At 65.6% G+C, this 26,366-nt stretch carries 30 protein-coding genes; 13 read left to right on the forward strand and 17 right to left on the reverse strand.

What is annotated here, in order from left to right; all coding sequences use genetic code 11:
* Positions 1–30 precede the first annotated feature (30 nt).
* The gene (locus tag AB3X96_RS18075) at positions 31–342 is read left to right on the forward strand and encodes a hypothetical protein (protein WP_368590741.1); all 312 of its coding nucleotides are present in this window, start codon (positions 31–33) and stop codon (positions 340–342) included.
* The gene (locus AB3X96_RS18080; RefSeq protein ID WP_368590742.1) at positions 339–539 is read left to right on the forward strand and encodes a hypothetical protein; all 201 of its coding nucleotides are present in this window, start codon (positions 339–341) and stop codon (positions 537–539) included. The genes AB3X96_RS18075 and AB3X96_RS18080 overlap by 4 nt, the downstream gene beginning before the upstream one ends.
* Before the next feature lie 154 nt (positions 540–693).
* Here the strand turns inward: AB3X96_RS18080 and AB3X96_RS18085 are convergent, their stop codons facing one another.
* The 3 genes from AB3X96_RS18085 to AB3X96_RS18095 all read right to left on the reverse strand — a co-directional run bounded on the left by AB3X96_RS18085 (position 694) and on the right by AB3X96_RS18095 (position 1,786).
* The gene (locus tag AB3X96_RS18085) at positions 694–960 is read right to left on the reverse strand and encodes a hypothetical protein (RefSeq protein WP_368590743.1); all 267 of its coding nucleotides are present in this window, start codon (positions 958–960) and stop codon (positions 694–696) included.
* Complete coding sequence (locus tag AB3X96_RS18090; protein WP_368590744.1) at positions 960–1,154, reverse strand: YodC family protein; 195 nt, start codon at positions 1,152–1,154, stop codon at positions 960–962. The genes AB3X96_RS18085 and AB3X96_RS18090 overlap by 1 nt, the downstream gene beginning before the upstream one ends.
* An 89-nt stretch (positions 1,155–1,243) precedes the next feature.
* Positions 1,244–1,786, reverse strand: a complete 543-nt coding sequence (locus AB3X96_RS18095) for a hypothetical protein (protein ID WP_368590745.1) — start codon at positions 1,784–1,786, stop codon at positions 1,244–1,246.
* A 573-nt stretch (positions 1,787–2,359) separates the two neighbouring features.
* On the opposite strand from AB3X96_RS18095, the gene AB3X96_RS18100 reads away from it, so the two are divergent.
* A complete protein-coding gene (locus AB3X96_RS18100; RefSeq protein WP_368590746.1) occupies positions 2,360–3,076 on the forward strand; it encodes a DUF2968 domain-containing protein in 717 nt (238 codons plus the stop codon).
* 228 nt (positions 3,077–3,304) lie between these two features.
* Here the strand turns inward: AB3X96_RS18100 and AB3X96_RS18105 are convergent, their stop codons facing one another.
* The gene (locus AB3X96_RS18105; RefSeq protein ID WP_018432239.1) at positions 3,305–3,496 is read right to left on the reverse strand and encodes a hypothetical protein; all 192 of its coding nucleotides are present in this window, start codon (positions 3,494–3,496) and stop codon (positions 3,305–3,307) included.
* A gap of 215 nt (positions 3,497–3,711) precedes the next feature.
* On the opposite strand from AB3X96_RS18105, the gene AB3X96_RS18110 reads away from it, so the two are divergent.
* Positions 3,712–3,939: a hypothetical protein gene (locus AB3X96_RS18110; protein ID WP_368590747.1), complete on the forward strand. Its 228-nt coding sequence runs from the start codon at positions 3,712–3,714 to the stop codon at positions 3,937–3,939.
* A 30-nt stretch (positions 3,940–3,969) separates the two neighbouring features.
* Here the strand turns inward: AB3X96_RS18110 and hfq are convergent, their stop codons facing one another.
* The gene (gene hfq, locus AB3X96_RS18115; RefSeq protein ID WP_176108900.1) at positions 3,970–4,443 is read right to left on the reverse strand and encodes an RNA chaperone Hfq; all 474 of its coding nucleotides are present in this window, start codon (positions 4,441–4,443) and stop codon (positions 3,970–3,972) included.
* 465 nt (positions 4,444–4,908) lie between these two features.
* Here hfq and AB3X96_RS18120 point away from each other — a divergent pair, with 465 nt between their 5' ends.
* The 5 genes from AB3X96_RS18120 (at position 4,909) to AB3X96_RS18140 (ending at position 8,713) form a co-directional block, all read left to right on the forward strand.
* Positions 4,909–5,046, forward strand: coding sequence for a hypothetical protein (locus tag AB3X96_RS18120; protein ID WP_176108899.1), 138 nt, complete (start codon positions 4,909–4,911; stop codon positions 5,044–5,046).
* 26 nt (positions 5,047–5,072) lie between these two features.
* Entirely contained in the window at positions 5,073–5,633 is a 561-nt protein-coding gene (locus AB3X96_RS18125) for a sigma-70 family RNA polymerase sigma factor (protein WP_176108898.1), read from the forward strand.
* Entirely contained in the window at positions 5,633–6,541 is a 909-nt protein-coding gene (locus AB3X96_RS18130; RefSeq protein ID WP_368590748.1) for an anti-sigma factor, read from the forward strand. Before AB3X96_RS18125 ends, AB3X96_RS18130 begins: the two co-directional genes overlap by 1 nt.
* A 99-nt stretch (positions 6,542–6,640) precedes the next feature.
* Positions 6,641–8,218, forward strand: coding sequence for an FAD-binding protein (locus AB3X96_RS18135; RefSeq protein WP_368590749.1), 1,578 nt, complete (start codon positions 6,641–6,643; stop codon positions 8,216–8,218).
* A 63-nt stretch (positions 8,219–8,281) separates the two neighbouring features.
* The gene (locus tag AB3X96_RS18140; RefSeq protein WP_368590750.1) at positions 8,282–8,713 is read left to right on the forward strand and encodes a hypothetical protein; all 432 of its coding nucleotides are present in this window, start codon (positions 8,282–8,284) and stop codon (positions 8,711–8,713) included.
* Between the two features lie 7 nt (positions 8,714–8,720).
* Here AB3X96_RS18140 and AB3X96_RS18145 read toward each other — a convergent pair whose 3' ends face one another.
* The 9 genes from AB3X96_RS18145 to AB3X96_RS18185 form a co-directional block, all read right to left on the reverse strand.
* Positions 8,721–9,674: a DUF1571 domain-containing protein gene (locus AB3X96_RS18145; RefSeq protein ID WP_368590751.1), complete on the reverse strand. Its 954-nt coding sequence runs from the start codon at positions 9,672–9,674 to the stop codon at positions 8,721–8,723.
* A 97-nt stretch (positions 9,675–9,771) separates the two neighbouring features.
* Positions 9,772–11,586, reverse strand: a complete 1,815-nt coding sequence (locus tag AB3X96_RS18150) for an AMP-binding protein (protein WP_368590752.1) — start codon at positions 11,584–11,586, stop codon at positions 9,772–9,774.
* A 35-nt stretch (positions 11,587–11,621) separates the two neighbouring features.
* The gene (locus tag AB3X96_RS18155; RefSeq protein WP_176365773.1) at positions 11,622–12,923 is read right to left on the reverse strand and encodes an acetyl-CoA C-acetyltransferase; all 1,302 of its coding nucleotides are present in this window, start codon (positions 12,921–12,923) and stop codon (positions 11,622–11,624) included.
* A 76-nt stretch (positions 12,924–12,999) separates the two neighbouring features.
* A complete protein-coding gene (locus AB3X96_RS18160; RefSeq protein WP_368590753.1) occupies positions 13,000–13,935 on the reverse strand; it encodes a MaoC/PaaZ C-terminal domain-containing protein in 936 nt (311 codons plus the stop codon).
* Positions 13,936–13,949: 14 nt separating this feature from the next.
* Positions 13,950–15,371, reverse strand: a complete 1,422-nt coding sequence (locus tag AB3X96_RS18165; protein WP_368590754.1) for a 3-oxoacyl-ACP reductase — start codon at positions 15,369–15,371, stop codon at positions 13,950–13,952.
* 146 nt (positions 15,372–15,517) lie between these two features.
* Positions 15,518–18,016, reverse strand: a complete 2,499-nt coding sequence (locus tag AB3X96_RS18170) for an acyl-CoA dehydrogenase (RefSeq protein WP_368590755.1) — start codon at positions 18,014–18,016, stop codon at positions 15,518–15,520.
* Positions 18,017–18,141: 125 nt separating this feature from the next.
* Positions 18,142–18,933 (reverse strand): TetR/AcrR family transcriptional regulator, encoded by a 792-nt coding sequence (locus AB3X96_RS18175; protein ID WP_368590756.1) that lies wholly within the window; start codon positions 18,931–18,933, stop codon positions 18,142–18,144.
* Between the two features lie 278 nt (positions 18,934–19,211).
* Positions 19,212–20,465 carry an MFS transporter gene (locus AB3X96_RS18180; protein ID WP_368590757.1) on the reverse strand — a complete coding sequence of 418 codons (1,254 nt, stop codon included), beginning with the start codon at positions 20,463–20,465 and terminating at the stop codon, positions 19,212–19,214.
* Between the two features lie 304 nt (positions 20,466–20,769).
* Positions 20,770–21,672 (reverse strand): YihY/virulence factor BrkB family protein, encoded by a 903-nt coding sequence (locus tag AB3X96_RS18185; protein WP_368590758.1) that lies wholly within the window; start codon positions 21,670–21,672, stop codon positions 20,770–20,772.
* Positions 21,673–21,850: 178 nt separating this feature from the next.
* Between AB3X96_RS18185 and AB3X96_RS18190 the strand changes: the two genes are divergently transcribed.
* Together AB3X96_RS18190 and AB3X96_RS18195 are read left to right on the forward strand one after the other, a co-directional pair.
* Positions 21,851–23,260 (forward strand): 3-deoxy-D-arabino-heptulosonate 7-phosphate synthase, encoded by a 1,410-nt coding sequence (locus AB3X96_RS18190; RefSeq protein ID WP_368590759.1) that lies wholly within the window; start codon positions 21,851–21,853, stop codon positions 23,258–23,260.
* Between the two features lie 67 nt (positions 23,261–23,327).
* On the forward strand, positions 23,328–23,573 hold the full coding sequence (locus tag AB3X96_RS18195; RefSeq protein WP_368590760.1) for a hypothetical protein: 246 nt from the start codon (positions 23,328–23,330) through the stop codon (positions 23,571–23,573).
* 34 nt (positions 23,574–23,607) lie between these two features.
* Here AB3X96_RS18195 and AB3X96_RS18200 read toward each other — a convergent pair whose 3' ends face one another.
* Together AB3X96_RS18200 and AB3X96_RS18205 are read right to left on the reverse strand one after the other, a co-directional pair.
* On the reverse strand, positions 23,608–24,021 hold the full coding sequence (locus AB3X96_RS18200; RefSeq protein WP_368590761.1) for a hypothetical protein: 414 nt from the start codon (positions 24,019–24,021) through the stop codon (positions 23,608–23,610).
* Between the two features lie 27 nt (positions 24,022–24,048).
* Positions 24,049–24,459, reverse strand: a complete 411-nt coding sequence (locus tag AB3X96_RS18205; protein WP_368590762.1) for a DUF6566 family protein — start codon at positions 24,457–24,459, stop codon at positions 24,049–24,051.
* 227 nt (positions 24,460–24,686) lie between these two features.
* On the opposite strand from AB3X96_RS18205, the gene AB3X96_RS18210 reads away from it, so the two are divergent.
* A complete protein-coding gene (locus tag AB3X96_RS18210; protein ID WP_176108881.1) occupies positions 24,687–25,061 on the forward strand; it encodes a phage holin family protein in 375 nt (124 codons plus the stop codon).
* Complete coding sequence (locus tag AB3X96_RS18215) at positions 25,058–25,360, forward strand: hypothetical protein (protein ID WP_246392059.1); 303 nt, start codon at positions 25,058–25,060, stop codon at positions 25,358–25,360. The genes AB3X96_RS18210 and AB3X96_RS18215 overlap by 4 nt, the downstream gene beginning before the upstream one ends.
* Before the next feature lie 4 nt (positions 25,361–25,364).
* Here AB3X96_RS18215 and AB3X96_RS18220 read toward each other — a convergent pair whose 3' ends face one another.
* Positions 25,365–26,354: an aliphatic sulfonate ABC transporter substrate-binding protein gene (locus AB3X96_RS18220; RefSeq protein ID WP_368590763.1), complete on the reverse strand. Its 990-nt coding sequence runs from the start codon at positions 26,352–26,354 to the stop codon at positions 25,365–25,367.
* Positions 26,355–26,366: the final 12 nt, after the last annotated feature.

A 26,366-nucleotide genomic window follows, 5' to 3' on the forward strand; every position in this document is an offset into this window, starting at 1 on the left:
ACTGATTAACCGGTTAAGAGGAAAACGGTAATGACCGACCAAACGATGATGGAGCGCCTATTCGGCGCGTTGGAGCGGATGGACCAGCCAACCATGATTGAAACGCTCTTCGGCAGCATGGCCGCCATGAGCATTAAGCAGCGACGTGAAGCGATTGACGCGATGGTGAAGGCCGCGCCACCGAAAAGCAACGTGCAGAAGACCATGTGCGGCACGGCCTTCCGATATCGCGTTCATATCCTCGACACGCTGGCGGCATTCGAAAACCGTAACCTTCGCGGCACATTCGACTCTGCCGCCAGCGTGGACGAATTCGACACTATTTACGGGAGGCTGAAATGAGCATCGAACGCGAACTTCCATGGAGCACGAAGAAGGCCATTGCCGCGCTCGTGGACCTTGCTAACGATTCATCCGCGAATCCGACGACTAGGAAGAACGCGCTGAACGAGATTTTGGCGATGATCGGCGTTGATACGGTACGCGTTTACAAAATTCTTCGCGTTCCAGCACAGGCCAATAGACCTCACCAAGAGTGACCTTTTCGCCTCGCAGCATCACCAGAGTACCGAACCAAGGCCGCGCGTCTCCAAAGGGCGCAGCGGCCTTTTTCTTGGCTTCGCGGCTCCCGCCGTATACATATTAGACACTCGGTCGATCCGGCCAGCGACCACCGGCCCACGACCACAGTGTTCAACCGCGCGCTTCGCGGCCAGGTTCGTCTTCTTTAACGCGCCAGCGCCAGTAGCGATCCGGCTTGACCCACACAACGGTCGTTTCCGTTAGGTTTTTGAAGGCATCGAGCAGGGCGCGGCCAACGACTAAATTGCCGTCGCTGTTCTCGCGCAGAAGAGCATCGGCCTTTGCCTTCACCAAGTGGTCAACAACGTCATCTTGGTAAATACAACCTTCGCGTTCTAGTTGCGCGAGCATCCACTTTGCAGCCGCAGCAGCGTCCATCACTTCGCGCTCGCCACAGCCTTGACTGCCTTGATCGATTCTTCGGGAAACTCGCCAGATTCGAGCTTCTTGCCCGCGAACCATTGGCAGCGATAGCGAGAATTTCGCTCGTAGGGCAACGTCTGAACGGTCATTTCCGGGCCGCCCGATTTCAGTTGAACGATGTCACCGATTTTGAATTTGAGGCCTGCCATGTGTTTCCCCGAAATTGGTCTGTCGCTTTTATACACCACCTACATAATACGTGTCGAGCGCTGGCCGGCGTCGGCGGCGCGGCTGCCGGTTATTCCCCGTTCGCCTTCTTCTCTTCTTGGATCACCGCACCCAACGTGTATATCGCATCGTCGTTTATCTTTCGTGCTTGCTGTGGGGCCATTGCACGAAGCGCCATGTTTATGTCACGCGGCGTAACGTGACCCATGGAGCCGTTGTAAATCTTGAACACCACATTGAAGGTGTCGTACATCGCGTCGTCGCTATCGGTCTGGCCGCGCGCTTCCACGATGTTCATATATTGATAGGCCTGATCGCCAATCGGCGTCTTGTCGCCCTTCATTTGCATCGCAGACATCGCAGTGGCGAGTTCTTTGGCGATTCGAAGCGACGGCACGTGACCAAGCGAGTTTTGAATCGTTTGGCATACGGTCACCGCGTCTGTGTGCGAGAGCGTGTCTACGCCAAGCAGGTCCATCTGATCCCAGGCGCAGGCAGTTAGGGTCGTCGGCTTGGGCGCGGCAGGTGCGTCACTGTTGCTTGAGTCGCAGGCGGAGAGGACGGTAAGCGCGGCGAGGGCGGCGCAGATCGCTCGGACATTAGATGAAAGCACGGTTTTCTCTCTAGTTGGTGTTCTTATCTGCTGCTGGTCTGGGCGGCAATATAGCAAGCAGCCAACTGACGCACTAGGGAGCGTGGGGTAAATGCATCGGTTCGGGCTGGAACCGGGCGCGTCGGCTGGTTCGCCTTGGGTCGGCTCAAGCGAAGCCGTGCGCGTCCGGCACGATCCCAGCCTAGCCCGTTCTCTCGATCCCCGAAGCCCGAAGCCGCTGTGGGAAAACGTTATGCGGGGATCGTTGCGGGGAATCGCCGCTCTAAATCCACAGAACCCAATACCGGCGCGGCTTTGCCCAGTTCTAAGACGGTCGATAGAGGAGCTTCTAATCGGCACGCGGTACTTCGGAGGTGTGTCAATTCAGCTATTCGGAAGAGGCTCGCGTTGATGCGCTGTCCACCAGCGCATCCATGACCGCTTTCGCGACCAAAAGATCGAGGCTGTAGTACCGCGCCGCCAAGGGAGCAAAACGCGCAATTGCCATATTTTCGACGAAGAGCCCGGAACTCGCAAAATTGAGTAATAATTCCCCGTTTTCTACTAAAACAAGATCTGTTCAACAGGTGTCACATGGACCGAAAGTCAAAGCTACGAAAGATTGCTCTGGCCGCATGCATCGTAATGGGGGCCCTTCAGGGCGCGAATGCACAGGCTCTGCAGAACAGTGATGCGAGCGGTACGATCGTGTCCCAGCCGGGTCCCACGAGCGCGCCGACTGACACGTCGCAAGGCGGCCAGGCAGAGACCACTGCGCTGACGCCGGATGAAAGCCGGCAATCCGCCACCGGGAACGTGGCTGAATTGCAGCAGATGATCCACGGCCCGGATCTGAGCGAATTGCGCACCACGTATAACGGCAGCTATGGCGCGAGCCTGCTGTTCTATGGCAAGGAGATGACCTACTACGTCGCGCTGTTCCAACAGAAAAACTTCTGGCGCGTGATCAAGACGCAGGACGCCGGGCGCGCCGAGCTGATCTACAAGGATTTCGCGCGGCAGACGATGCAGTTGTCGGACGTTGAGATCCGCCGTACGCAACTCGAAGCGCAGAAGGCGTTCACGCAGCGCCTGGTCGCGTTGTCGCAGGAACGCGCGAGCCGGCTGCAGGCCGACCTCGACGTCGCGCGTCAGCAGCAGAGCATCGTCGCGAGTCAGCAGGAGCAGAAGCGCGCCGAGGCGACCGAACTGGCGCAGCAGAAGGCCGCCGCGCAGGATCAGTTGCGCGTCGCGCAGCGTCAGGTCCGCAACCTGCAGCGTCAGCTCGAGAGCGGCTTGCCGCTGCATTGAGCAACGGCGATGTGAGCCTCGGTGGAGGGGCGGGACGGCGCGCAATTCGATGCGCCGTCCGGCCCGTCCCCGGACGTTACCGTCGTTAAGTCTGATTGGTGCTTTCCGCACCCGCCAACCCGCGCTTCGCACTCTGGCCGCCGGGCTTTTCGGCATTTCCACTCGACATTGTTCGCAAGCCACGATGACTCGCTGCCGCGCCGTCGTGCGACCCAAGACGGCGCGACTTCAATGCCGCTTGCGCGTATCCGCCTGAGTCTTGCGCATCCGCTCGCGAAACGGCTCCGTCACATCGACGGCGATCGGATCGCTGGCGGGAAAGCTTTCCATCAGCGCTTCATCGAGCCGCGTGTCGGCGGACGTCGGTGGTGTCCGGCGCGTGCGCGCAGGCCGGGAGGCATGCTGGCTTTTGCTGGTCATGGCGCGCTCCATCGGTAGAGGATCAATGATTCAGCATAGCGCATTGCGGCTATCGACGAACGTCGGCCGAATCGCGCAGGCGCGTCGTTTGAAACCGGCCCGCATCGATTCGTTCTCCGAGTGTCCCGGCCGCGCTTGAGCCGCGCCTGAGCCGCGCTTGAGTCGCGCTTTTGCCACAAGCGACACCTCCATCGATCCATCCGACAGCGAACCACATGAACGGGAAAAAGCCGGCGGCTACGCGACGAGTGCTCGCAGCCCACGTCGTGGACGCCGAACTGGAACACCTGGATTGGGCGACGCGGCAACCGGCGCTGCACCTGTTCGACGCCGGCTACTGGCGGCGCCGCGTGCTGGCGGTCAAGGGGAGTTTCGAGCTGACCGAGCGGCAGCTGAACCAACTGGAGAAAATTCTGCAGCGCCTCGGTCTGTCAGCGGACTAGCGAGGCGCGGGCGTTACCGCTTCTTCGTATTTATTCCTGATTGCCGCCGGGGCTGCCGCTACCGTGGTTGCCGCCATGATTGCCACCTTCGCCGCCGGTGCCGAATAGACGCCGCCGCCGCGTGACAACGACCGGGCCCTCGGAGTTGCCGCTGCGCTCGCCCGGCGCGCGTTCCGCCGCCGGCGCGCCATACGGTTCACGCCCCTCGCGCGGCTCGCGATGTTCGCGCGAACCATGCGGACCGCGCGCGCCATGTTCGCCATGCGACGTTCGGCCCGTGCGCGGCGCCGGCCGCGTGCCGGTATCGAGCTGGATCGTGGAGATCGCGCGCTTGTAGATGCCTTGCAGGCCAACCGGCGTGCGCAGCATCACCAGGTACTGATCGAACGACTCGATGCATCCGGTCAGGCGGATGCCGTTGACCAGATAGATCTCGACGCGCTTTCGTTCCTTGCGCGCGGCGTTCATGAAGTCGTTTTGCGGATGCGATTCTGCGGAAGCCATGGACAATTCAGGTTAGATAGACGGTGGTTCGCCGCGATTCTACCCTTTCTGTTCCGGGCGGGGCAGTACGCGTCGACAGGGCGAACTTCGTCCACTATAACGGCTTGTGAGCCCATAAGCATCCGATACCGCGAGACTGTAACGTTGAGTTACGAATCTGCTGGTCAATGGCGTCTTCTTCCGGTCTCTCCAGGCATTGCCGGCAAGGTTGGCGGAAAAGGAAGAACATAGTGGTGTGCTGCGCGAGCACCCGCGGCGGCGTCGAAGCGCCCGAAAAAACCCAAAAATTCCGGAGAAAGCAGCGCAACCGCAGCGCAGCGATACGGCGCCACGACCGCGGTGGAATAAACCGCGCGGTCGCAGCGTTAAGCCCAGTATGGCAGCACCGCACTGCGCGGCCTGCCGCCCACCGCCCGCCGCGCCCCTCGGTCGATCGCGCGCTGGGCATCCGTGAGGAGATTCAACATGATGAAAGCATCCCGTATTCTGTCAGCGCTCTTCGTCCTGCTCGCGCTCGCGTGCGGCTCCCTTGCTCACGCGGCCGACACCGACAACGCCGCGTCGAGCTCGAGCGGCAACAGCAACAGCAGCGGCGGCTACTAAAGCCGCGACCGGGCCTGGCACACCGGGTGACCTTCGAATCGGAAGTGATCGCGTGGCTGCCCCAGCTGCGCCGCTATGCGCGCGCACTGACGGGCGACCGCGCCTGGGCCGACGATCTCGTTCAGGATACGGCGGAGCGCGCGCTTGCGCGCTGGTCGGCATTCCGGCCGAACAGCAACCTGCGCGCGTGGTTGCTGACGATCCTGCGGCATCTGTACATAGACCAACTGCGCGGGCGGCGCGAGATCGCCGTCGACGAGGAAAGCGCGCCGTGGCGCAATCTCGAGGCGCCGCACGGCGAGGTCGACGGTCTGGTACTGCGCGACGTGCAGCGCGCGCTGTACTGCCTGCCACTCGAGCAGCGTGAAGTGCTGCTGCTGGTGTGCGTGGAGGAGTTGTCGTACCAGGAGGCATCGAGTGCATTGGGGGTGCCGATCGGTACAGTGATGTCGCGGCTGTCGCGGGCGCGTGAGCATATGCGCGCGTTGCTGTGCGAGGAGCCACCGGGGCCAATGCACGGACCGCAGCCCCGTGCGCCGCGGACGGCGCACAAAGTAGCGCCGCTGAAAGTGGTGAGAAACCGATAATGAACAACGATAACCCCGAATCCGGATTGCCCGACGAGCCCGATCTGCGCTCGCTGTCGGCCTATGTCGACGGCGAATTGACGGATGAGCAGCGCGCCGCGGTCGAAACTCAGCTTCGCCAGCATCCGCAGTCCGCCGCGCGCGTCGCGGCGTGGCGCGCGCAGAAGGCGGCGCTGCGGGCGCTGTGCGGCGTGCCGGGCAGCGATGCAGGGCAAGCGCAAGCGGGGCACGGGGCCGACTTTGAGCAGCAAGCCGCTGAATCGGGCGAGCGACGCTACCCAGGCAGCCAGCCCGCGGAGGCGGAGGAGCCGGCTTTTATCGTGGTGCGGCGTGCGCGGCCGTGGTGGCAGCGCGCGGGTCTCGCCGCCTGCTGGCTCGCGGCCGGCGCCGGGCTCGCGCTGGTGCTCGGCCCGCTCGCGCCGCGGCTGAGCGGCGGCGCGTGGAGCGGCTTCGGCGGCCAGCCGGCCGGTTTTGCGCAGCGCGCGGATGTCGCGTACGCGGTGTACTCGCCGGAGCGGCGTCATCCGGTCGAAGTCGCGGCGAGCGAAGAGGAGCATCTGATCGCGTGGCTGTCAAAGCGGCTGAATCGTCCGCTGTCGGTGCCGTCGCTGCAGGAGTATGGTTATTCGCTGGTGGGCGGCCGGCTGCTGCCCGGCGAGGCCGGGCCGGCCGCGCAGTTCATGTACGAGAACCAGGACGGCGCGCGCCTGACGCTGTACGTGACCGGCGTCACGCGCGACGAAACCGAGTTCCGCCTGTTTCGCGACGGCAACCGCCGAACCTTCTACTGGATCAGCGACCGCATGGGCTACGCGCTGTCCGGCGCGATCGCGGAAGGCAAGCTGCGCGAGATCGCGATCGACGTGTGCAGCGAGCTCGGTGGCAAGCCTGAGACGTGGCAGCAGTAGCGGGCGGTAGCGTGTCGTAAAGGCCGTCGGCGGTCACGCACGCATTGCTGCCCCACGCGAGATCGCACCCTCGGCTTACCCGACCGACAAGGAGACGCCTTGCCCCAGACGCTGCCGCCCAACCTGAGCGCCGCGCAGTTCGACCGTGCGCTTGCCGGCTGGCGCGCGATCGTCGGGGACGCGCACGTGCTGAGTTCCGACGCCGGCCTCGCCGTCTATATCGATCCGTTCGCGCCCGGCGAGCCGGGTGCGTTCGCCGCGAGCGCCGCGGTGCTGCCCGCGTCGGTCGATGAAATCCGCGCGGTGCTGCGCATCGCCAATCAGTACCGGATTCCACTGTGGACGGTGTCGACCGGGCGCAACTTCGCGTACGGCGGCGCCGCGCCGCGTCTGACCGGGTCGGTCGTGCTCGACTTGCAGCGCATGAACCGCATCCTCGAAGTGAATGAAACGCTCGCCTATGCGCTCGTCGAGCCCGGCGTCAGTTATTTCGATCTGTACGCGCATCTGCGCGACAAGGGCTACAAGCTGTGGATCGATCCACCGGCCGCCGGCTGGGGCAGCGTGGTCGGCAATACGCTCGAGCGCGGCTTCGGCTATACCGACTACGGCGACCACGCGGCCGCGCAATGCGGAATGGAGGTGATGCTCGCCAACGGCGACCTGCTGCGCACCGGCATGGGCGGCGTCGAGATCGGCACTGCGTGGCAGCTGTATCGGCCGGGCTACGGGCCGTCGTTCGATGCGCTGTTCATGCAGTCGAACTACGGCATCGTGACGAAGCTCGGCGTGTGGCTGATGCCCGCACCGCCCGCGTATCTGCTCGGCGAAATCCAGTTTCGCCGCGAGGCCGATCTGGAGGCGATCGTCGAGACTCTGCGGCCGTTGCGGCTCGACGGCACGATCCGCAATCACGCGGTGATCGAGGGCGGCTTGCGGCGCGCGGCGGGCCTGTCGCCACGCCGGCAGTGGTACGTCGGCGCGGGCGCGATGCCCGAGAGCGCGCTGCAGGCGATGCTCGACAAACTCGGCGTCGGCCGCTGGAACCTGCATTTCGCGCTATACGGCACGCCCGAGCTGATCGACGCGCGCTACGCGCTGATCGAACGCGCGTTCGCGCGGGTGCCGGATGCGCGGCTCGCGGCGGCGCGTTATGCGGGCGACACGCAGCCGACCGGCGGCGGCGACCGCAACATGGCCGGCATTCCCGCGATGACGGCGTTTCGCATGCTCGACTGGCGCGGCGGCGCGGGTGCGCACGTCGACTTCGCGCCGATCTGTCCGGCGACCGGGCGCGACGCGATGCGCCAGTACACGATGGTCAAAGCACGCGCCGCGGAATACGGCTTCGACTACTACGGCGGCTTCACGGCAGGTGCGCGGCATCTGCATCACATTTTCGCGGCGATTTTCGACCGCAACGACGGGAACCAGGTGGAGCAGGCCGGCGAACTGCTGCGCTCGCTGATGAGCGACGCGCGCGCGGCCGGCTACGGCGAATACCGCGCGCATCTCGCGTATATGGATTTCGCGGCCGCGCAATACAGCTTCAACGACGGTGCGTCGCTGCGCTTCGCGGAAACGCTGAAGGATGCGCTCGACCCGAACGGCATTCTCGCGCCGGGCAAGCAGGGCATCTGGCCGGCGGCGTGGCGCGACCGGCGAGGCTATACGTGAACAAGCGCGCGAACAGGCGCATGAACAACGCGTGAACAACGAGTGAATGGAACGTACACGCCAATGGATCGACGCACTTTCATGCTCACCGGTGCATGGCTCGCGACGGCAGCGGGCGGCGCATGGCCGTGGCTCGCGCGAGCCGCCGCGTGCGCCGACGATGCGCGCGCGTTCGCGATCGTCGACTCGACGCTCGAATGCGGCGCGTCGTTCGCGCGCTATGCCGCGCACCTGCGGTTGCCGACCTTCGAAACCGGCGACGATGCCGGCGCGCTGTGGTTCACCACCCTCGCGCCCCTGCTAGACGACGGCCGGACCCCGCAGGCGATGCCCGCGCTGATCGGCTTCACGCGCGCGTCCGACTACTTCGTGCTGCAACACCTCGCGCTGCGCACCGGACGCTTCGTCGAGCATCGTCACGAAGCGCGCGAGGGGCTGCTTACGCAACCTGCCCACGTGGCCTTCGCCCTGACGCCGCGCAGCGGGCGCGGCTAGAACCCGGCTAGAACTTATAGTCCTTGTTGCTCGGATCGAAGGTCGAATCGTCGAACGTCTTCGGCGTGATGCTCTCGAACACGATCTGCTCGAAAATCTTGCCTTCGTTGTCATAAGACTCGATCGTGCGAAAGAACGGATGCCGCAAATCGAGCCCGAGCGTTTCCTTTTTCGCGTAGAACTGCGGCTGGCCGACCGGTGTTTCGAACGTGAACGCGACGACGCGCACATCGTCGATCGTCTTCACTTCGATCTGCACCGAACGCGGCAAGCCGGTCTGGCTGTATTTTTTCCCTTCATTCAGGTATTGGTCGGCCACGTACTCGGTGCCGAGATCGCGCACGCTGTGATTCGATTGCGAGCGTGCGAGCGCGCCGGTCAGCGACGTCCACAACGGCATCACGTTCATGATGCCGCCGAGGTGGCCGAACGTTTCGTCGCTGCGTTTCGACTCGTCGTAGATGATTTCCTGGCCCGCGTGCGCGCCGTCGGGCAGCCACTTGGCGTAGATGCGCAGCGGGTCGTGCGCGACGCGCACGAGCATGTGATCGGGCTTGTCGGGCCAGATGCCGCGAATGCGCTCGGAGCGCGACATCGTGAACTCGTACGACGGGTAGCCGTTCGGCCCTTCCTTGATATAGCGCGGCAGCGTCAGCGGATCGAGCGATTTGAACAGCGCGACCAGTTGCGCGTCGTCGAGTTTTTCGAGCGTGCCGCTTTGCTGCGCGGCACGCAGCCATTTGACCTGCTGGTCGAGCGTCAGCTTGCCGACCTGCGCGGGCGGCGTGGTGGGCGGCTTGACGGCGCTCGCGGTGTCGAGCGGGGGCGGACGGTCGTCGTTCTGCGCGAACGCCATCGGTGCCGAAAGCAGGGCGAGCATGACGAGCAGCGCACCCGGCAGAAAGCGGGGTCGCAAGCGGGGTCGCAGACGATGCGAACGGGCGGACATGCGGTGCTTCATGAATTTCTCCAGAAAGTGACGCGGCCGCTCATGCAACATGCAAGGCAATAACGCCAAGCAACAAAGCTATAACGCATTGCAGCAATGCTTATTCCCGTCAGGCAGACCCCTGTTTCGCGAGTTCCTCGTCGCGCAACGCACGGCGCAGAATTTTCCCGACATTGGTTTGCGGCAGCTCGTCGCGAAACTCCACGAGCTTCGGCACCTTGTAGCCAGTCAGATTCTTGCGGCAGTACGCGATCACCTGCTCGGCGGTCAGTGTCGGCGTGCGCCGAACGATGAACACCTTCACGCGCTCGCCCTGCGCGGGATCGGGCACGCCGATCGCCGCCACTTCGCGCACGTCCGGATGCGCGGCGATCACATCCTCGATTTCGTTCGGATACACGTTGAAGCCCGACACGAGGATCATGTCCTTCTTGCGATCGATCAGACGGATAAAGCCGCGCGAGTCCATTACGCCGATGTCGCCGGTTGCGAGCCAGCCGTCGTCGTCGATCACCTTCGCGGTTTCGTCGGGGCGGTTCCAGTAGCCCTTCATCACCTGCGGGCCCTTCACGCACAGCTCGCCCGCCTCGCCGATATTGGCCCAGCTGCCGTCGTCTTTCCTGAAGCGCACCTGCGTGGACGGCGCGGGCAAGCCGATCGAGCCTTCGAAGTCGCGCAGATCGACCGGATTCATCGACACGATCGGCGAGCACTCGGTCAGCCCGTAGCCTTCGACGATGGGCTTGCCCGTCACCGCCTTGAAGCGCTCCGCGACGCTCTTCTGCGTCGCCATGCCGCCCGCCATCGCGAGCTTCAGGTCCGAGAAGTCGCGCCGGCAGAATTCCTCGTTGTCGAGGAACGCGTTATAGAGCGTGTTGACCGCGGTCATGCCGGTGAATTTTTCGTGGCGCAGGATCATCATCACGCGCTTCATGTCGCGCGGATTCGCGATCAGGATGTTGCGCCCGCCAAGCCCCATGAAGATCAGCGCGTTCACGGTCAGCGAGTAGATGTGATAAAGCGGCAGAGGCGTGAGCACCGTTTCTCCTTCGCCGGACAGTTGCCCCGCGGCCCACGCCTTCGCCTGCAACAGATTGGCGATGATGTTCCGGTGCGTGAGCATCGCGCCTTTCGCGACGCCGGTGGTGCCGCCCGTGTATTGCAGGAACGCGATGTCTTCGTGGCTCGCGCGAACCGGCGTGTGCGGCCGCGCGTAACCGATCGAAAGTGCTTTGAGCAGCGGCACCGCCTGCGGCAGCGTGTACGCGGGCACCATCTTTTTCACGTGACGCAGCATGAAATTGAGCAGGTGGCCTTTCAGATTCATGCCGTCGGCGAGCAGATCGCCGAGGCCGGTCACGATCAAGTTGCGCACCCTGGTGCCGGGCAAGGCGTCTTCGAGCGTCTTCGCGAAGTTTTCGAACACGACGATCGTCTGCGCGCCGCTGTCCTTTAGCTGGTGCGCGAGTTCGCGCACCGTATAGAGCGGATTCACGTTGACGACTACGGCCCCCGACTTGATGGTGCCGAACAGCGCGACCGGATACTGGAACGTGTTAGGCAGCATGATCGCGACGCGCTCGCCGGGCTCCACGCCGATGCTTTGCAGGTAGGCCGCGAACGCGCACGCCTTGCGGGCCAGCTCGCCGTACGTCAGGCTCGCGCCGACGCTGACGTACGCGACGCGCTCGCGGAACTGCGCGGTGCATTCGTCGAAGAACTGATCGAGCGATTCGTATTGCGTGACGTCGATGTCGCGCGGCACGTCGTCCGGGTAGGACGCATACCAGATGCCGTCGGTGTTCGGCGCGGGGCTTGGCGCCGGGCTTGGCGCCGGGTTTGGCACCGGGTTTGGCACCGGGTTTGGCACCTGAGTGCCGCCTGGATCCGGCACGTGCTGCGGCGCCTGGGTGGGCTCGATCATCGGTTGCTCCTGAGATGTTGGTATCCGCTGCCGCGCTAGCGTTCCAGAATCGCGACGACCCCCTGGCCGCCCGCCGCGCAGATCGAGATCAGCCCGCGTGCGCCGCCAGCCGGTTTGTCGAGTTGCGCCAGCATCTTCGCGAGCGCGGCGACGATACGTCCGCCCGTCGCCGCAAACGGATGGCCGGTCGCGAGCGAACCGCCGTTCACGTTGAGCTTCGTGCGATCGATCGACCCGAGCGCGCCGGCGAGGCCAAGCTGCGTGCGGCAATATTCGTCATCCTGCCATGCCGCGAGCGTGCACAACACCTGGGCCGCGAATGCTTCATGGATTTCATAGAAATCGAAGTCCTGCAACGCGAGGCCGGCGCGCGCGAGCATGCGCGGCACCGCGTAGGCGGGCGCCATCAACAGGCCTTCCTGCTTGTCGAAAAAGTCGACCGCCGCGGTTTCCGACCAGCTCAGATACGCGAGCACCGGCAAGCCGCGCTCGGCCGCCCATGCTTCGCTCGCGAGCAGTACCGCGGATGCGCCGTCGGTCAGCGGCGTCGAGTTGCCGGCGGTCAGCGTGCCGGCGTCGCGGTCGAACACCGGCTTCAGATTCGACAGCTTTTCGAGCGACAGGTCGGCGCGCAGGTTGTTGTCGCGCGCGAGGCCTTTGTACGGCGTCATCAGATCGTTGACGAAGCCGCGCGCGTACGCATCGGCGAGCTTGCGATGGCTCTCGTACGCGAGCACGTCCTGCGCCTCGCGCGAGATGTTCCAGCGCTTGGCCATCAGCTCGCAATGCTCGCCCATCGACAGCCCCGTGCGCGGCTCGACGTTGCGCGGCAACAGCGGCTTGAAGAACATGCCGGGCCGCAGCCTGCTGAGCGCGGCAACACGTTGCCCGGTGCTCTTGCCGCGATTCGCTTCGAGCAGGATCTTGCGCATCCGCTCGTTGACGCCGATCGGCGCATCGGACGTGGTATCGACGCCGCCCGCGATGCCCGCGTCGATCTGCCCGAGCGCGATCTTATTGGCGACGAGGATCGCGGCTTCGAGGCCGGTACCGCAGGCCTGCTGCACGTCGTAGGCGGGGGTTTCCTTCGCGAGCGTGGTGGACAGCACGGACTCGCGCGTCAGGTTGAAGTCGCGCGAATGCTTGATCACCGCGCCTGCCGCGACTTCGCCGAGACGCACGCCGTGCAGGTCGTAGCGATCGACCAGCCCTTGCAGCGTGAAGGTCAGCATGTCCTGATTCGATGCGCTCGCGTACGCGGTGTTCGAGCGCGCAAACGGAATCCGGTTGCCCCCGATGACGGCGACGCGGCGCACGGCGGGTTGCGGGTGGGACATGCTCGGCTCCTTGGGTCGTACCCAGATTATTGGTGGAAGCAAACGATGCAAACGCTACGAACGGCGCGCTCGCGGCTCACAGCAGCCGCCACTGCATGCGCGCGCGCAAATGCGGCTTGACCCCGGCGATATCGCGCACCTCGAGATCGCGCTCGAGCAGCGAAGGCGAGGCGCTCCACAGCGACGCTTCGCCGGGCAGCAGCATCGGCAGCTTGAACTCGGCGGCGAGCGTCGCTTCGGCGAGCGGCTTCGGCGGCTGCAGCGACGACGCGGCGCGCGCAAGCGTCCACATGCCATGCGCGATCGCGCGCGGAAAGCCGAACGCCTTCGCCGACAACGCGCTGAGGTGGATCGGGTTGTAGTCGCCGGACACGCTCGCGTAGTCGCGGCCCAGTTGCGGCGCGAGCTGCCAGCGCGCGATCCGTTGCAGCGCGTCGGGGCCGAGCGTCAGCGCTTCGAGCGGATGGCCGAGCGCCGGCACCGCGCGCTTCAGATAGATGCTGTCGCCGTCCCACACCGCCTCGCCGCGTCGATAGATGCGCGTATGCACGACGAACGCCTGACCCTTGTCGTGACGCAGCAGCGCGCCGAATTCGACCTCGATGCGCAACAGATCCTTGTAGGCGAGCGGCCGGCGCAGCCGCACGTGATTGGCCAGATGCACGAGACCGAGCGCGGACCACGGAAACGCGGGGTCGGTCAGCATCAGCAGATGCAGCGGAAACGCGAGCAGATGCGGGTAGGTGAGCGGCACGCCGTGCTCGGGGATGAAGCCGCACACGCGCGCATAGGGCCACGCGGGGCCGGGCTCGAGCACGACGGCGGGGCGCACGAGCCGCAACGGCGGCAGCCGCGATTCGCGGCCGCGCTTGACGATGCCCGTCAGCGCGCGCCCGTACAGCTTCGCCGGCGCGGGCAGTGTTTCGATCACGACGGTTTTCGGCCGCGCGCCGTCGCCGCCCGGCGCGGGTGCGAGCTGACGGCTGCCGAACGGATCACGCGGTTCGTCCATAGCCATGCTCCCGTTCAGGCGCCAATCAGGCTTTGACCGCACACGCGCACGACCTGGCCCGTCACGCCGGCCGAGCCCGGATGCGCGAGCCACGCGATGGTCTGCGAGACGTCGACGGGCTGGCCGCCCTGGCTCATCGAGTTCATGCGGCGGCCGGCCTCGCGGAGCGCGAGCGGCATTTTCGCGGTCATCTGCGTTTCGATGAAGCCGGGCGCGACCGCGTTGATCGTGATGCCGCGCGCGCGCAGTTGCGGCGCCATGCTCTGCACCCGGCCGATCACGCCGGCCTTCGAGGTCGCATAGTTGGTCTGGCCGGGATTGCCCGCGATGCCGCTGATCGACGACACCGCGACGATGCGCCCGCCGTCGCGCAGGATGCCGCCCGCGAGCAGCGCGTCGTCGATGCGCTCCTGCGCGCTCAGATTGATGTCGATCACGCTTTGCCACGCGGCGTCGGTCATCCTCGCGATGGTCTTGTCCTTCGTGATGCCGGCGTTGTGCACGACGATGTCGACGCCGAGCTCATCGAGCGCCGCTGCGATCTGCGCGGGTGCTTCGGGCGCGGCAATGTCGAACGCGAGCGCGCTGCCGTTCAGCTGACGCGTCGTTGCATCGAGCGCGTCGCGGGCGGACGGAATGTCGACGCCGATCACATGCGCGCCCTCGGCCGCAAGCACGCTCGCGATAGCAGCGCCGATGCCGCGCGCGGCGCCCGTGACGAGCGCACGCTTCCCGGCGAGCGGCTGGCGCCAGTCGAACGCGGGCGCATGGGGCGGCGGCGCTCCGTTGCGGCTGCCCGCGATCCGCACCACCTGACCCGACACATAGGCCGAGCGTGGCGACAGGAAGAAACGCAGCGTCGCGTCGATGGCGCTTTCAGAGCCGTCCTCGACGTACACGAGATTCGCGGTGATGCCGCGACGCGCTTCCTTGCCGAGCGAGCGCACGAGCCCTTCGAGCGCGCGCTGGGCGGTCCACTGACGCGGGCTCGCGCAGGCCTCGGGCGGCCGCCCCAGCACGACGATGCGCCCGCACTTGCCGAGCGAGCGCAGCGTGTCGTGGAAAAAGCCGTGCAGCGGTTGGAACTGGCTGCTGTCGTCGATACCGCTCGCATCGAACAGCAGCGCGGCGAGCTTGCCCGGCGCACCGGCTTCGGCCGGCTCGAAGCGGCCGGTCATCAGGCCGTGGCGAGTGGCGAGCGGCACCCACAGCCCGGCGCTTTCGTGCGCGACGCTCGTCATGCCGATGCTGGCGATCAGACTCGCGAGCGCGTCGAACAGGCGCGGCTCGCGGCCCGCGCCGATCGCGATCAGACCGTCGAACTCGGGCCGGTCCGCGCGGTAGCGTCGCAGCACCTCGGGCTTCGGCAGGCCGAGCGAGCGCGCGAGACGGCCGCCGAACGGCGAGTTGACGAACTTCAGGTAGGAGTCGTTCATGTTATCGGTTGCTCCACTGGACGCGCTTCGGGCAGCCCCATCGATGTTTCAGGGGTGCCGGACGTGTGTCAGTGTGCCTTGAGTTGCGTGACTCGGGTACGGTTTGCCGCGCCGCATCGGTAGTTTTTTCTGCGTGAGCGCGCGCGTCAGGCCGCCAGATCCAGCGCCTTTTCGAGCGCCTGCTTGCGCTGTTGCAAGCTCGCGAGCAGGTCGAAGTCGGCGGGGAAATCGTCGACCTTGACGACCTGCGCGCCGTAGCGCGCGTAGTCGTCGAGTACGCGCCGCTCGTCGGCGTCGATCAGGCCATGGCGTTGCGCCGCATCGGTCCATGCGGCGAGCTGCGGCAGGCTTTGCGGCAGCGGTTCGAGCAGGCCCTGTTTGACCGCGTCGCGCAGCTTGTGCTCGATTAGCGTGAACTGCGGATTCAGCGCGAACACGAGCTCGCCGTAGCCGAGCGCGTCGACGTCGGGATGCGGCACGTAAGAATCGGCGACGAGCCGCTCGCGCGCGGCGCCGGGCGTCTGCATCAGTTCGGCGATCTCGCTGCCGAGGCGGTCCGACGGCTCGCGATGCGGCAGGCCGAACGGGAACGCAAGCACGCGCACGAGCGTCGCGGCGAGCCGGTTCGGATAGTTCGCGAGCACGCCGTCGAGCGCATGCTGCGCCTTGTACAGCGCATCCTCGACGCCCCAGCGCACGAGCGGCAGGTCGTCCCGCTGACGCCCGTCGTCCTCGAAACGCTTCAGCGTGGCCGAGATCAGGAACAGTTGCGACAGCACGTCGCCGAGGCGTCCCGAGATGCGTTCACGGCGCTTCAGATCGCCGCCGAGCATCAGCATCGACACGTCGGCGAGCAGCGCGAACACGGTCGACAGACGCGTTGCCGCGCGGTAGTACGCCTGCAGCGGCGCATACGCGCGGCGCGGCTTCACGATCAGCGCGCCGCCGGTCAGCCCATACACGGCGCTGCGTAGCACGGTCGATACCGTGAAGTTCACGTGACCGAAGAAGGCCGCGTCGAATTCGCGCAAGGCCTTCGCGCGATCGGGCTCGCGCGTCGCCGTCATTTCCTTCAGCACGTACGGGTGGCAGCGGACCGCGCCCTGGCCGAAGATGATCAGGCAGCGCGTCAGAATGTTCGCGCCTTCGACGGTGATCGAGATCGGCATCTGCTGATACGCGCGCGCCAGAAAATTCGACGGCCCCATGCAAATACCCTTGCCGGCGACGACGTCCATGCCGTCGTTGATGACGCTGCGCGCGCGCTCGGTGATGTGATATTTGGCGATCGCCGAAATGACCGACGGCTTTTCGCCGAGATCGACCGCCAGCGCGGACAGGCGGCGTGCGGCGTCCATCACGTACAGGTTGCCGCCCATGCGGCCGAGCGCTTCCTGCACGCCCTCGAACTTGCCGACGGCGGCGCGGAACTGGCGGCGAATCGCCGCGTACGCGCCGGTGCTGCGGACCGCGACCTTCGCCATCCCGACATTCGACGACGGCAGCGAGATCGCGCGGCCCGCTGCCAGACACTCCATCAGCATGCGCCAGCCGTTGCCGACCTGCGCGCGTCCGCCGATCACCCAGTCGAGCGGAATGAACACGTCCTTGCCCGAGTTCGGGCCGTTCTGGAACACCGCGTTCAACGGCCAGTGACGGCGGCCGATATTCACGCCCGGATGGTTGGTCGGAATCAGCGCGCAGGTGATGCCGGGTTCGTCGTTCGCGCCGAGCAGATGGTCGGGATCGAGCGCGCGGAACGCGAGGCCGAGCACGGTCGCGATCGGCCCGAGCGTGATGTAGCGCTTGTCCCACGTGACGCGAAAGCCGAGCGTCTCGCGACCCTCGTGCATGCCGTTGCAGACGATGCCGACATCGGGAATCGCAGCGGCGTCGGAACCGGCATACGGGCTCGTCAGCGCGAAGCAGGGGATTTCCTCGCCGCGCGCGAGACGCGGCAGATAGTGATTCTTCTGCGCGTCGGTGCCGTAGCGCATCAGCAGCTCGGCGGGGCCGAGCGAGTTCGGCACCATCACCGAGACCGCGGCGGCCGTGCAGCGCGTCGCGAGCTTCATGATCACCTGCGAATGCGCGTACGCGGAGAACTGTTTGCCGCCGTACTGCTTCGGAATGATCATGCCGAGAAAGCCGTGCTGCTTGATGAACTGCCACGTTTGCGGCGACAGGTCCTGCCAGACCATCGTGGTTTCCCAGTCGTTCGCGAGGTCGCACAGCTGCTCGCATTCGACGTCGAGAAACGCCTGCTCTTCGGCGCTGAGCGTGGCAGGGCCGTAGCCGAGCAGCGTGTCCCAGTGCGGGCGGCCCGAGAACAGTTCGGCGTCCCACCACACCGTGCCGGCTTCGATCGCGTCGCGCTCGGTCGGCGACATCTCAGGCAGGATCTTGCGGAACGTGTCGAGCACCGGTTTCGCGAGCCATGCGCGGCGCAGCGGCTTGATCGTCAGCACGAGGGCGGGGAGCACGAACACGATCGCGAGCAGGGTCGTCAGCAGCGGGCCGGCCGCGCCGCTCAGGTACGCGGCCGCGACCCAGACGATCAGCGCCGCGAGCCACCACGAGGCGCGCGCGTGAACGTAGACGAGAGCAATTGCGGCGACGACGAGCGCCAGGATGAACCACGGCATGATGCTTCCTCCTCTGTCGATGCTGCGTGCGAGTGCGTCCCACGGGCGCGGACCGCTCGCGCTCTGCTGATTTCCTCGCTGCCTTTTCTGTGGTGATGCAATCGCCGGGCCACCTGTGAGCCGCGCTATGCGTCACATGCCGCGGCGCACGCAGCCGCCTCGCCGCTGGTGTCTCGGTGCGCACTAGCTAACGTGCCGGGCGCGCCGTGGTCGTCGGTTGCATCGCCGAGCACCGCCGCGAATGCGGCCAGTTGCGTGCCGTCCGGCAGCGGCGCCTTCAGCGTGGCGACGATCAGCGACGCGAGGCGTGCGATCAGCTGCAGATCGTTCATCGGCTTGCCTTGCGAGAACTCGCCAATCAGGCTGTCGGTATCGGTGCCGGCGAGCACGCCCGACAGCGCGCCGATCGCGAAATGCAGCCGCCAGCCGAGCTCCTCGCGCGGCAGATGCGGCAGCGCGCGCTGGAACGCGTCGAAGAAGCGCATCGCCACCGACTCGTAATGCGCGTTCAGAAAGGCGCGGATGAACGACGACGGATCGGTGTACGCACGCCCGAGCAGGCGCAGGAACGCTTTGCCGCCGACACGCGGATCGCGCGACAGACGCAGAGCCGGAATGAACATCGCGCCGAGCACGTGCTCGCAGCTCAGGCGCGCGCCGAGCATCGCGTCGAAGCGGTCGATGAGCTTCACGCGCTCCTCGTTCAGCGGATCGAGCCGGCGCGACAGCATCGAATGAATCAGCGATTCCTTGTGGCCGAAGTGATAGTTGACCGCCGCGAGATTGACTTCGGCGCGCGAAGTGATCTGGCGCAGCGACAGCGCCTCATAACCGCATTCGATGAACAGCGTCTCCGCGGCGTCGAGAATGCGTGACTTGGTATCGCCGGCATGCCGGCCCGTGGTGCGAACTGCCATGTTGCGTCTCCCAGTTGCCGGCGCCGCCGGCTCGCAAACACGCGATTCAAATTGATATTTGAAACAATCGTTTTTTGCAGGATAAAAAAGGAGGGACGGTGCGAGCAAGGAGCGGGGTCGATTAACTCCTCTAGAAGATCTGACGAAAGCCGTGCTTGCGAGGTGCGGCTCGTGATAACGCGTCGGAAATGAAAAGGCCGTTCCGGGCGAATCGGAACGGCCTCGTATTGCGTTGCGATTTGATGGGCGCGAGGCGTTGATTCGAACGCCCGAAGCGGTTATATGCGCTGTCCTCCGACCGCGCCGCCCGTCGATCCCGCGCCGACGATCTCGCGCGCGGACTGCGTCATGTCGATGCCGCGGCGCTCGCGGCTGAACGGAATCAGCGCGCAGATCACGATCGCGACGATGCCGATTACGACCGCCATCACGAGTGCGTAGTTGTTGTCGTGCATCTCGGCGATCTTCGATTGCATCGGACCGTTGACCGACGCGATCAGATTGCCCAGCTGGTACACGAGACCGGGGAAGGTCGCGCGGATTTCATCGGGCGAGATTTCGTTCAGGTGCACCGGAATCACGCCCCACGCGCCTTGCACCGAGATCTGCATCAGGAATGCGCCGAGCGCGAGCAGAAACGGCGTGGTCGAGAACGCCCATACCGGCAGCACCGGCAGCGCGATCAGCGCGGCGATGAAGATCGCGCGCTTGCGGCCGATTTTCTCCGATGCCCAGCCGAAGAACAGACCCCCACAGATCGCGCCGATGTTCAGGACGATCGTGATCCACGACACCGTGTGCGGATTGAACTTGAGCTGGACGCGCAGGAAAGTCGGATACAGATCCTGCGAGCCGTGCGAGAAGAAGTTGAACGCGGTCATCAGGATGATCGCGTAGATCGACAGGCCGATGTTCTGCTTGAGCGTCGCGACGAGGCCCGGACGTACCTTCTTTTCGAGCGTCTGGAACGCGGGCGACTCCGGCACGTGCGCGCGAATGTACAGCACCAGCAGCGCCGGCAGCACGCCGACGAAGAACATGCCGCGCCAGCCGATGTATTGATAGAACACGCCGAACACGATCGACGCGAGCAGATAGCCGCTCGGATAACCGGCCTGCAGCAGACCCGAGACGATGCCGCGAGATTTCGGCGGCACGGTTTCCATGGTCAGCGCGCCGCCGACACCCCATTCGCCGCCCATCGCGATACCGAACAGCGCGCGCAGCACGAGCAGCGTCATCAGGTTGGGCGACAGACCGGACAGCAGTTCGAGCAACGAGAAGCACCCGATGTTGATCATCAGCGTTGGACGGCGGCCGTATTTGTCGGCGAGCCAGCCAAAAATCAATGCGCCGAGCGGGCGCATCATCAGGGTCAGCATGATCGCGACCGCGACCGACGGAATGTCCGTATTGAATTCCTGCGCGATATCTTTCAATACGAACACCATCAGAAAGAAATCGAATGCGTCGAGCGTCCAGCCTAGATAGGCGGCGATCGTGACGTTTCTCTGTTCCCGAGTCCAGCTCATTGATTGCCTCCTGAGTATTCGCAAATCCGCGTTTGATCGCGGTCGGAACCGCAGCCCTTGCGCCTTATGGCAAGCGCTTCCCGGCGAGTGTACGCCGGGCATTAAGCGTTTGCATGGTTGTGGCCGTTTTTCTCCGTGTTAATGCCCACAGCAATATTCGTGCTGAATCGGTCATGCATGGCTAAAGGTCGGGTAAATGTAATTGTCGGTTTATTGGCGGCGTTTTTGTAATATTTATCTGAATTTTCCGCGAGCCGATTTTTTATAAAGTTTATGGCAATGCCGTTTTGTGCGCGGAACGGTTTCATGCTCGCCGAAGCCCGGGATGAGCGGGGGAGGCCGCATCCCGGCACAGCGACGCGGTGACTTCCGCGCCGAACAGGAACACCGCCGCGCAGAAGTACAGCCACATCATCAGCACCGCAAGCGAGCCGGCCGCGCCGAACACGCCCGCCGTGCCCGCATGCACGAGATAGAAGCTGAACAGATGCCGGCCCGCCGTGAACAGCAGGCTCGCGACGCTGCCGCCCACGAGCGCGGGGCGCAACGGCACCGCCGCGTCGGGCAGCCACTTGATCAGCGCGCCGAGCCCGACGGCCAGAATGACGAAACCGAGTAACGATTGCAGCACCTCGGCAACGATGCCCAGCGCCGAATTGCCGAACAGCGCACCGCCCAGGGTCTGAATCGCCGCATCGACGACGAGCGACACGACCAGCAGAAAGCTGAGCCCGATAAGCAGACCGATCGATACGAGCCGCGCGCGCACCAGCAGCGCCAGCCCGGCAATGCCTTTGCGCGGGTGCGCGGCAAACACGATGTCGAGCGCGGTATTCAACGATGAAAACGTGGCCGACGCGCCGACCAGCAGCAGCGCGATCGAGAACGCCGCGGCGACGCCGCTGCCGCCCGCGTAGTGCGCGTGGGCGACGATGTCCTGCATCGCGTGCGCCGCGTCGTTGCCGACCAGTTGCCGCGCCTGCTCGAAAAGCCGCCCCTGCGCGGCATCGCGGCCGAAAATCCAGCCGATGACCGCGAGCACGAGCAGCAGCGTGGGCGCTAGCGAGAACGCCGAATAGAACGCGATGCTGGCGCCGAGCATCGCGCATCGGTCCGACATAAAGCGGCTGGCGGCGTCGCTCGCGACGTTGATCGTGTGGCGCCAGCGAGCGGGTCTCGCTGCGGTTTTCGGTTGCGGTGCTGACATGCTCTCCTCGGCTTGCGGCAGCGCGCGAACGCTCGCCTCGCGCTGCCGCGACGATAAAGTGGCTCCGTCGAGCGCTGATGCAGCACGACGCGCGCCAGCCGCGAGCGGCCCGTGCCGGTCCGCGCGCCGCACCGAACCTTCAGGTAAAGTTATTTCGCCAACTTATCGACATATCGCTATGTCCGTGACGCCATCGCCTTCGTTGCTCGACGAGATGCTCGACGCTGTCGTGCGCCGCTATCGCCTGCCGGCGCTCGCGGCCGTCTGCGCGCCGACGCCGCAAGCGAGTCCCGCCACCGTGCTCGCGCTCGCGATCGAGCAGGCTCGCGAGGCGCGCGCGCGTGGCGAAGCGCCGGATGCGGCGAACCGACGCTTCTTCGTCGAGGCGCTGGCGCGCATGATCCGCGAGGCGCTGCGCGAGGAAGCCGGCGACCCGGTGTTTCAGGCGATGTTGCTACGGCATCGCAGCGCGGTGGTGCGCGAGTACGCGTCGCTGGCCGCGCACGCGAGCGTCGATCGCCGGCTGATCTACGCGGCCGTCAATGCGATCGCGCATCCGGCCAAACAGCAGCGGCTGCTTCCCGGTCCGCAACGCGACGCGCTGGCGCGTCTGCACGCGCTCGCGGTCGCCGAAGCGTGGCCCGAACTGGCCGAAGCCGTGCAAACTTGCATCGATACGCCGCAAATCGCGCACGACGCGGCGCTGCAACGCGGCCTCGCGCAATTGCTGGAGAGTGCCGCGCTGCAGCGCTTACGGCGCCTTGACGCGCTGACCTCCGACGAGCGCGTGCGCCACTACCAGACGCTGTGGGATCGTCAGGGGCCGCGCCCGGGAAGCTCGAGCGCGGTCGAGCGAGGCTTGAGTTCGAAACAGCGCGGCGCCGCGGTCGAAGCGTTGGCCGCCGATGCACTCGACGCGCTCGCGCAGCGCCTCAATGACGCTCAGGGAGCGGTCGCCACCTACCGCGTCGTGAACTCGATGCGCGTGCCGGCCGCGATACCCGCAAGCCATGAGCGCGCCAAAACCGAATGGGATGTGGTGCTGCTGCGCCAGGCACAGCCCCCGGCCGACGCAGCGGCGTGGGACGTATGCCTGCTCGTCGAAGCGAAGGCATCGGTCGACGCGGCCACCACCGATCTGCCGCGGCTCGTGCGCGGACTGACGCTGCTGGCGCACGCGGAGCCGCACACCGTCTACTCGTTTCGCACGCAGCAGGGGACGGTGCATTTGAGCGGCGCGTCGCTTGCCGCGCTGACGAGCGACGCAACCGGTCTTCGCAGCACCGTGCTCTATTGCTGTGACGCTCCGGTCGAAGCGGCGCCGCGCGTGCTGAGTCCCGCGAGCCGGATGCAGCTGCTGTCGGCCCAGGCCAGCCTCGATTTCGCAGGTGCGCTGGCGGACGGACGCGACGCCGACTGCGCGGATCTCGAACCGGTGTGGCATCAGTTGCTCGAATCGCCGAGATGGCGGACGGTGCTCGAACAGTACGCGACGCTGCGCGAGGTTCGGGAATTAATGGTTCATCCGGACGACTTGCGGGCCGCGGTCGGCATCGCGGACGCAAGACGGTTGAGCGCGGCGCGCTAGGCCTCTGATGAAGAGCTGGCGCGCGCGTTGCTCATGGCGATAGATCTACGAGCAAAAAGGAGTGGTGATGGAAACACTGTCGAAGCGACTGTCGGACACGCAGGTGCAGGTTGCCAGCAAGATCTACCAATTTCGCTCGCCGCAGGAGGCGGACCGTTTCGTGCAATGTCTGCGCGGCGGCGATGCGAGCCGCTGCGTCGCGGACGTTCCGCCCGAGACCGCAACCGATGCCTATCCGCCGGGGACCCGCAAAGGTTCGGGCGCGGGCATCACGATCGGGCCGCCGCCAGGCGGGCTCGATAGCGACGATTAACGCGGTTGCGACATGCGCGTGTGCGGCTTACGCGTCAGCGCACCGGCTCCAGGATCACCGTGAGCGTTCCTCGCTCGCTTTGCACCCCTGCCGCGAGATCGATCCGGTGCGGTGTCAGCGCGGCGATCGCTCGCTGCAGCCTTGGGGCGAATGTCGTGGCGAACCGTGCGAGCGCCGCTTCGCGTGCGGCGCCTTCATCGTTGGCGACGTCGCGCAGTTCGTCCAGCGGCAAGCCGACGAACAGATCGAGTGGGTAGGGCGGCACTCGCGGTTCCATCGCGATGTCCGGACCGGCCGGCACACGAATGCGTATTCCGGGCTGCAAATGCTCGTGCAGTTCGGCGAGAACTTCGTAATCGGCGTCGGCGGGAAGAGCGCTTCTGGCTTCTTCCCGCAGGAACGGCTCGACACCTTCCAGCCGCGCCAGTTCTTCATCGCTCAGTAGCATGTGAGTTTCCTCCGAATCGGGCCTTGCTTATCGCTCGTCGTCGCGGCGCGGCTGCGACGCCGACAGGGTGGCGGCGTGCTCGCCGAGAGTCCGGTCGATCAGATAGCGACCCTGTTCGATGCCGGCGCGCAACGCTTCCTCCTCGGTGAGCCATTCCGGCGTCACGGGCTCCACGTTGGCCAGATAGGCCGGTATCTCCATCGGTCGACCGTCGCGGGAAATCGACACGTCGGCGATCCAGGCGCCTCGCGAGTTCCGATGCGTGGTCACCGTGATCAGCGCGCCGCGGTGCGCGTCATGCATCGCGTGGTGGAAGCCGCGCTCCTCGCGCGCGGCCGGCATCGCGCGTCCGTCCGGGGTAGCCATATCGGAGCCGGTCTCGCCGATGCCGGCGCCGGCGGTGTGGTCAGTGTGATCGGTTGGGGGGAGCGGGGTCATGCTGTCCTCGGCGAGCGAATTGATCTGCCCTGTGCGAGCAAGCTCTGTGCCGCCAACGCATACGCGGGAAGGCATCCATCCGGCTACGGGCACGCGGCGTGCGATCGCGTTCAGCGCGGGCCCGGCTCTTGCGCTGCGTTCAACGCTGGTGCCGCTTCGCTCGGTCGGCCGAGGAGCGAAGTGTTTGCTTATCGCAGCCGGCGCAAATGAATCGTGAGGAGGACGGAATGTCAATCCATGCGAAGGTCACAAGGTGGCGCAACGTCGGGCGATTCTGCGTCGAGCGCGTCACCGACTATAGCGAACTGTTCGCGCTGGAAATCGAGGAGACGCGAAAGCGCCTGGTGCGCGAGTTGAGCGCACTCGTGGCGTTGGCGGTCGCGGGGCTGTTCACGCTGTCCTTCATTTGCATCGCGATCATCGCCACCGCGTGGCAGACGCCTTACTTTCTTGCGGTGGTCTGGGGCGTGGCTGCCGCGTGGCTGCTCGTGTGCATCGTGTCCTTACTGGTCTTGCGGGCGCAAAAACCGGCGCAATCGCTTCACGTGCTCAAGGCCGAGATTCACTCCGATCTCGACGCTCTCAGGGAGTCGCTCAAATGAGTCAGCCAAGTCACGCAAACGAGCTTGCCCGGCTCACCATTCTGGAACGCATGGAGGCTTCGCGAACCGCCCTGGTAGTGGCGAACCGGACGGCCGCGCTGCCCGCGGCGCGCGCGGCGTCGCGCTTCCCGGTCAGAACGGTGCTCGCGTCGCTCGCCGAGGCGCCGCATGTCGCGTTGCTGCTCGCCCTGGTGGTCGGCGGCATCGTGCTGGGGCCGCGCCGCACGCTGTCGATCGCGGGCCGTTCGGGTGCCGCCGCGTGGATTGCCCGCAATGTGCGGCGGTCCATCGCGCAGTGATCGCTCACGCGCCGACCGGCTTCGCCCGTTTCGCCGCGAAGTCCCAGTACAGCGCCTGCTTCGTCTCGACCGGCGCGGGCAGCAGTCCCGCGCGATAGAACGCGTCGGCGATCGTCTGCTGCTCGCTGAAGTTCGGCGGCGCGAGCGCTCGCACCAGATAGCTGCGCCGGGTGTTGGCGCGTTCGATCGTCGGCGCGTCGAGTCCCCACACCGGCGCGAGCGTGTTGGCCGCGTCGAGCGGATTAGCGCGCAACCAGTCGCCGGCCGTCTTCAACTGCTCGAACACGGTCTCGATGATTTGCGGATGCGCGTCGGCGTAGGTGCGCGACGCGAGGTAGTAGCGCTGATAGGACGCAAGGCCCGCGCCGTCGCTCAGTATGCGCACGTCGGCGTCGCGCTCGACCGACGCTACATAGGGATCCCAGGTGATCCAGACATCGACGCTGCCGCGCTCGAACGCGGCGCGTCCATCGGCCGGACTCAGGTAGTTCACGCCGACGTCGGCGGGCTCGAGCCCCGCGCGCGCGAGCGCCGCAAGCAGCAGATAGTGGCTGCCCGCCGCCTTCGTCACCGCAATGCGGCGGCCCTTCAGATCGGCCAGCGTGCGCAGCGTGCCGTCCTTCTTCACGATGATCGCTTGCGCGCCCGGCGATGGCGCTTCCTGCGCGACATAGACGAAGCGCGCATGCGCGGCCTGGGCGAAGATCGGCACGGTGTCGGCGACATCGGCGCTGAAGTCGACGGCATCGACGTTGAGCGCTTCGGTCAGCGGCAGTCCGCTCGCGAACTCATTCCAGGAGATGCGCACGTTGAGCGGCGCGAGCGCTTTTTCCAGCGATCCGCGTGCCTTCAGCAACGTGATGAGCGTAGAAGACTTCTGATAGCCGATGCGCAGCGCGACAGGCGGGGTTTGCGAGAAGCCGCGCGGAGCACTGGCGGCCAGCAGTGATGCCACTGCGAAGCGGGTGAATGCGCGCCGTGTTATTTGCGTCATGATGTGGGCGTC

This window comes from Paraburkholderia sp. BR13439 (genome assembly GCF_040948805.1).
GTDB lineage: Bacteria > Pseudomonadota > Gammaproteobacteria > Burkholderiales > Burkholderiaceae > Paraburkholderia > Paraburkholderia youngii.

Coding starts and splice junctions, on each gene's coding strand:
- AB3X96_RS18090 (WP_368590744.1), bottom strand. CDS start 1,154: ATGGCAGGCCTCAAATTCAAAATCGGTGACATCGTTCAACTGAAATCG.
- AB3X96_RS18170 (WP_368590755.1), bottom strand. CDS start 18,016: ATGCCGTGGTTCATCCTGGCGCTCGTCGTCGCCGCAATTGCTCTCGTC.
- AB3X96_RS18105 (WP_018432239.1), bottom strand. CDS start 3,496: ATGACCAGCAAAAGCCAGCATGCCTCCCGGCCTGCGCGCACGCGCCGG.
- AB3X96_RS18140 (WP_368590750.1), top strand. CDS start 8,282: ATGGATCGACGCACTTTCATGCTCACCGGTGCATGGCTCGCGACGGCA.
- AB3X96_RS18160 (WP_368590753.1), bottom strand. CDS start 13,935: ATGGACGAACCGCGTGATCCGTTCGGCAGCCGTCAGCTCGCACCCGCG.
- AB3X96_RS18155 (WP_176365773.1), bottom strand. CDS start 12,923: ATGTCCCACCCGCAACCCGCCGTGCGCCGCGTCGCCGTCATCGGGGGC.
- AB3X96_RS18100 (WP_368590746.1), top strand. CDS start 2,360: ATGGACCGAAAGTCAAAGCTACGAAAGATTGCTCTGGCCGCATGCATC.
- AB3X96_RS18145 (WP_368590751.1), bottom strand. CDS start 9,674: ATGAAGCACCGCATGTCCGCCCGTTCGCATCGTCTGCGACCCCGCTTG.
- AB3X96_RS18185 (WP_368590758.1), bottom strand. CDS start 21,672: ATGTCAGCACCGCAACCGAAAACCGCAGCGAGACCCGCTCGCTGGCGC.
- AB3X96_RS18220 (WP_368590763.1), bottom strand. CDS start 26,354: ATGACGCAAATAACACGGCGCGCATTCACCCGCTTCGCAGTGGCATCA.
- AB3X96_RS18210 (WP_176108881.1), top strand. CDS start 24,687: ATGTCAATCCATGCGAAGGTCACAAGGTGGCGCAACGTCGGGCGATTC.
- AB3X96_RS18080 (WP_368590742.1), top strand. CDS start 339: ATGAGCATCGAACGCGAACTTCCATGGAGCACGAAGAAGGCCATTGCC.
- AB3X96_RS18180 (WP_368590757.1), bottom strand. CDS start 20,465: ATGAGCTGGACTCGGGAACAGAGAAACGTCACGATCGCCGCCTATCTA.
- AB3X96_RS18110 (WP_368590747.1), top strand. CDS start 3,712: ATGAACGGGAAAAAGCCGGCGGCTACGCGACGAGTGCTCGCAGCCCAC.
- AB3X96_RS18175 (WP_368590756.1), bottom strand. CDS start 18,933: ATGGCAGTTCGCACCACGGGCCGGCATGCCGGCGATACCAAGTCACGC.
- AB3X96_RS18085 (WP_368590743.1), bottom strand. CDS start 960: ATGGACGCTGCTGCGGCTGCAAAGTGGATGCTCGCGCAACTAGAACGC.
- hfq (WP_176108900.1), bottom strand. CDS start 4,443: ATGGCTTCCGCAGAATCGCATCCGCAAAACGACTTCATGAACGCCGCG.
- AB3X96_RS18215 (WP_246392059.1), top strand. CDS start 25,058: ATGAGTCAGCCAAGTCACGCAAACGAGCTTGCCCGGCTCACCATTCTG.
- AB3X96_RS18165 (WP_368590754.1), bottom strand. CDS start 15,371: ATGAACGACTCCTACCTGAAGTTCGTCAACTCGCCGTTCGGCGGCCGT.
- AB3X96_RS18120 (WP_176108899.1), top strand. CDS start 4,909: ATGATGAAAGCATCCCGTATTCTGTCAGCGCTCTTCGTCCTGCTCGCG.
- AB3X96_RS18075 (WP_368590741.1), top strand. CDS start 31: ATGACCGACCAAACGATGATGGAGCGCCTATTCGGCGCGTTGGAGCGG.
- AB3X96_RS18205 (WP_368590762.1), bottom strand. CDS start 24,459: ATGACCCCGCTCCCCCCAACCGATCACACTGACCACACCGCCGGCGCC.
- AB3X96_RS18190 (WP_368590759.1), top strand. CDS start 21,851: ATGTCCGTGACGCCATCGCCTTCGTTGCTCGACGAGATGCTCGACGCT.
- AB3X96_RS18195 (WP_368590760.1), top strand. CDS start 23,328: ATGGAAACACTGTCGAAGCGACTGTCGGACACGCAGGTGCAGGTTGCC.
- AB3X96_RS18130 (WP_368590748.1), top strand. CDS start 5,633: ATGAACAACGATAACCCCGAATCCGGATTGCCCGACGAGCCCGATCTG.
- AB3X96_RS18150 (WP_368590752.1), bottom strand. CDS start 11,586: ATGATCGAGCCCACCCAGGCGCCGCAGCACGTGCCGGATCCAGGCGGC.
- AB3X96_RS18200 (WP_368590761.1), bottom strand. CDS start 24,021: ATGCTACTGAGCGATGAAGAACTGGCGCGGCTGGAAGGTGTCGAGCCG.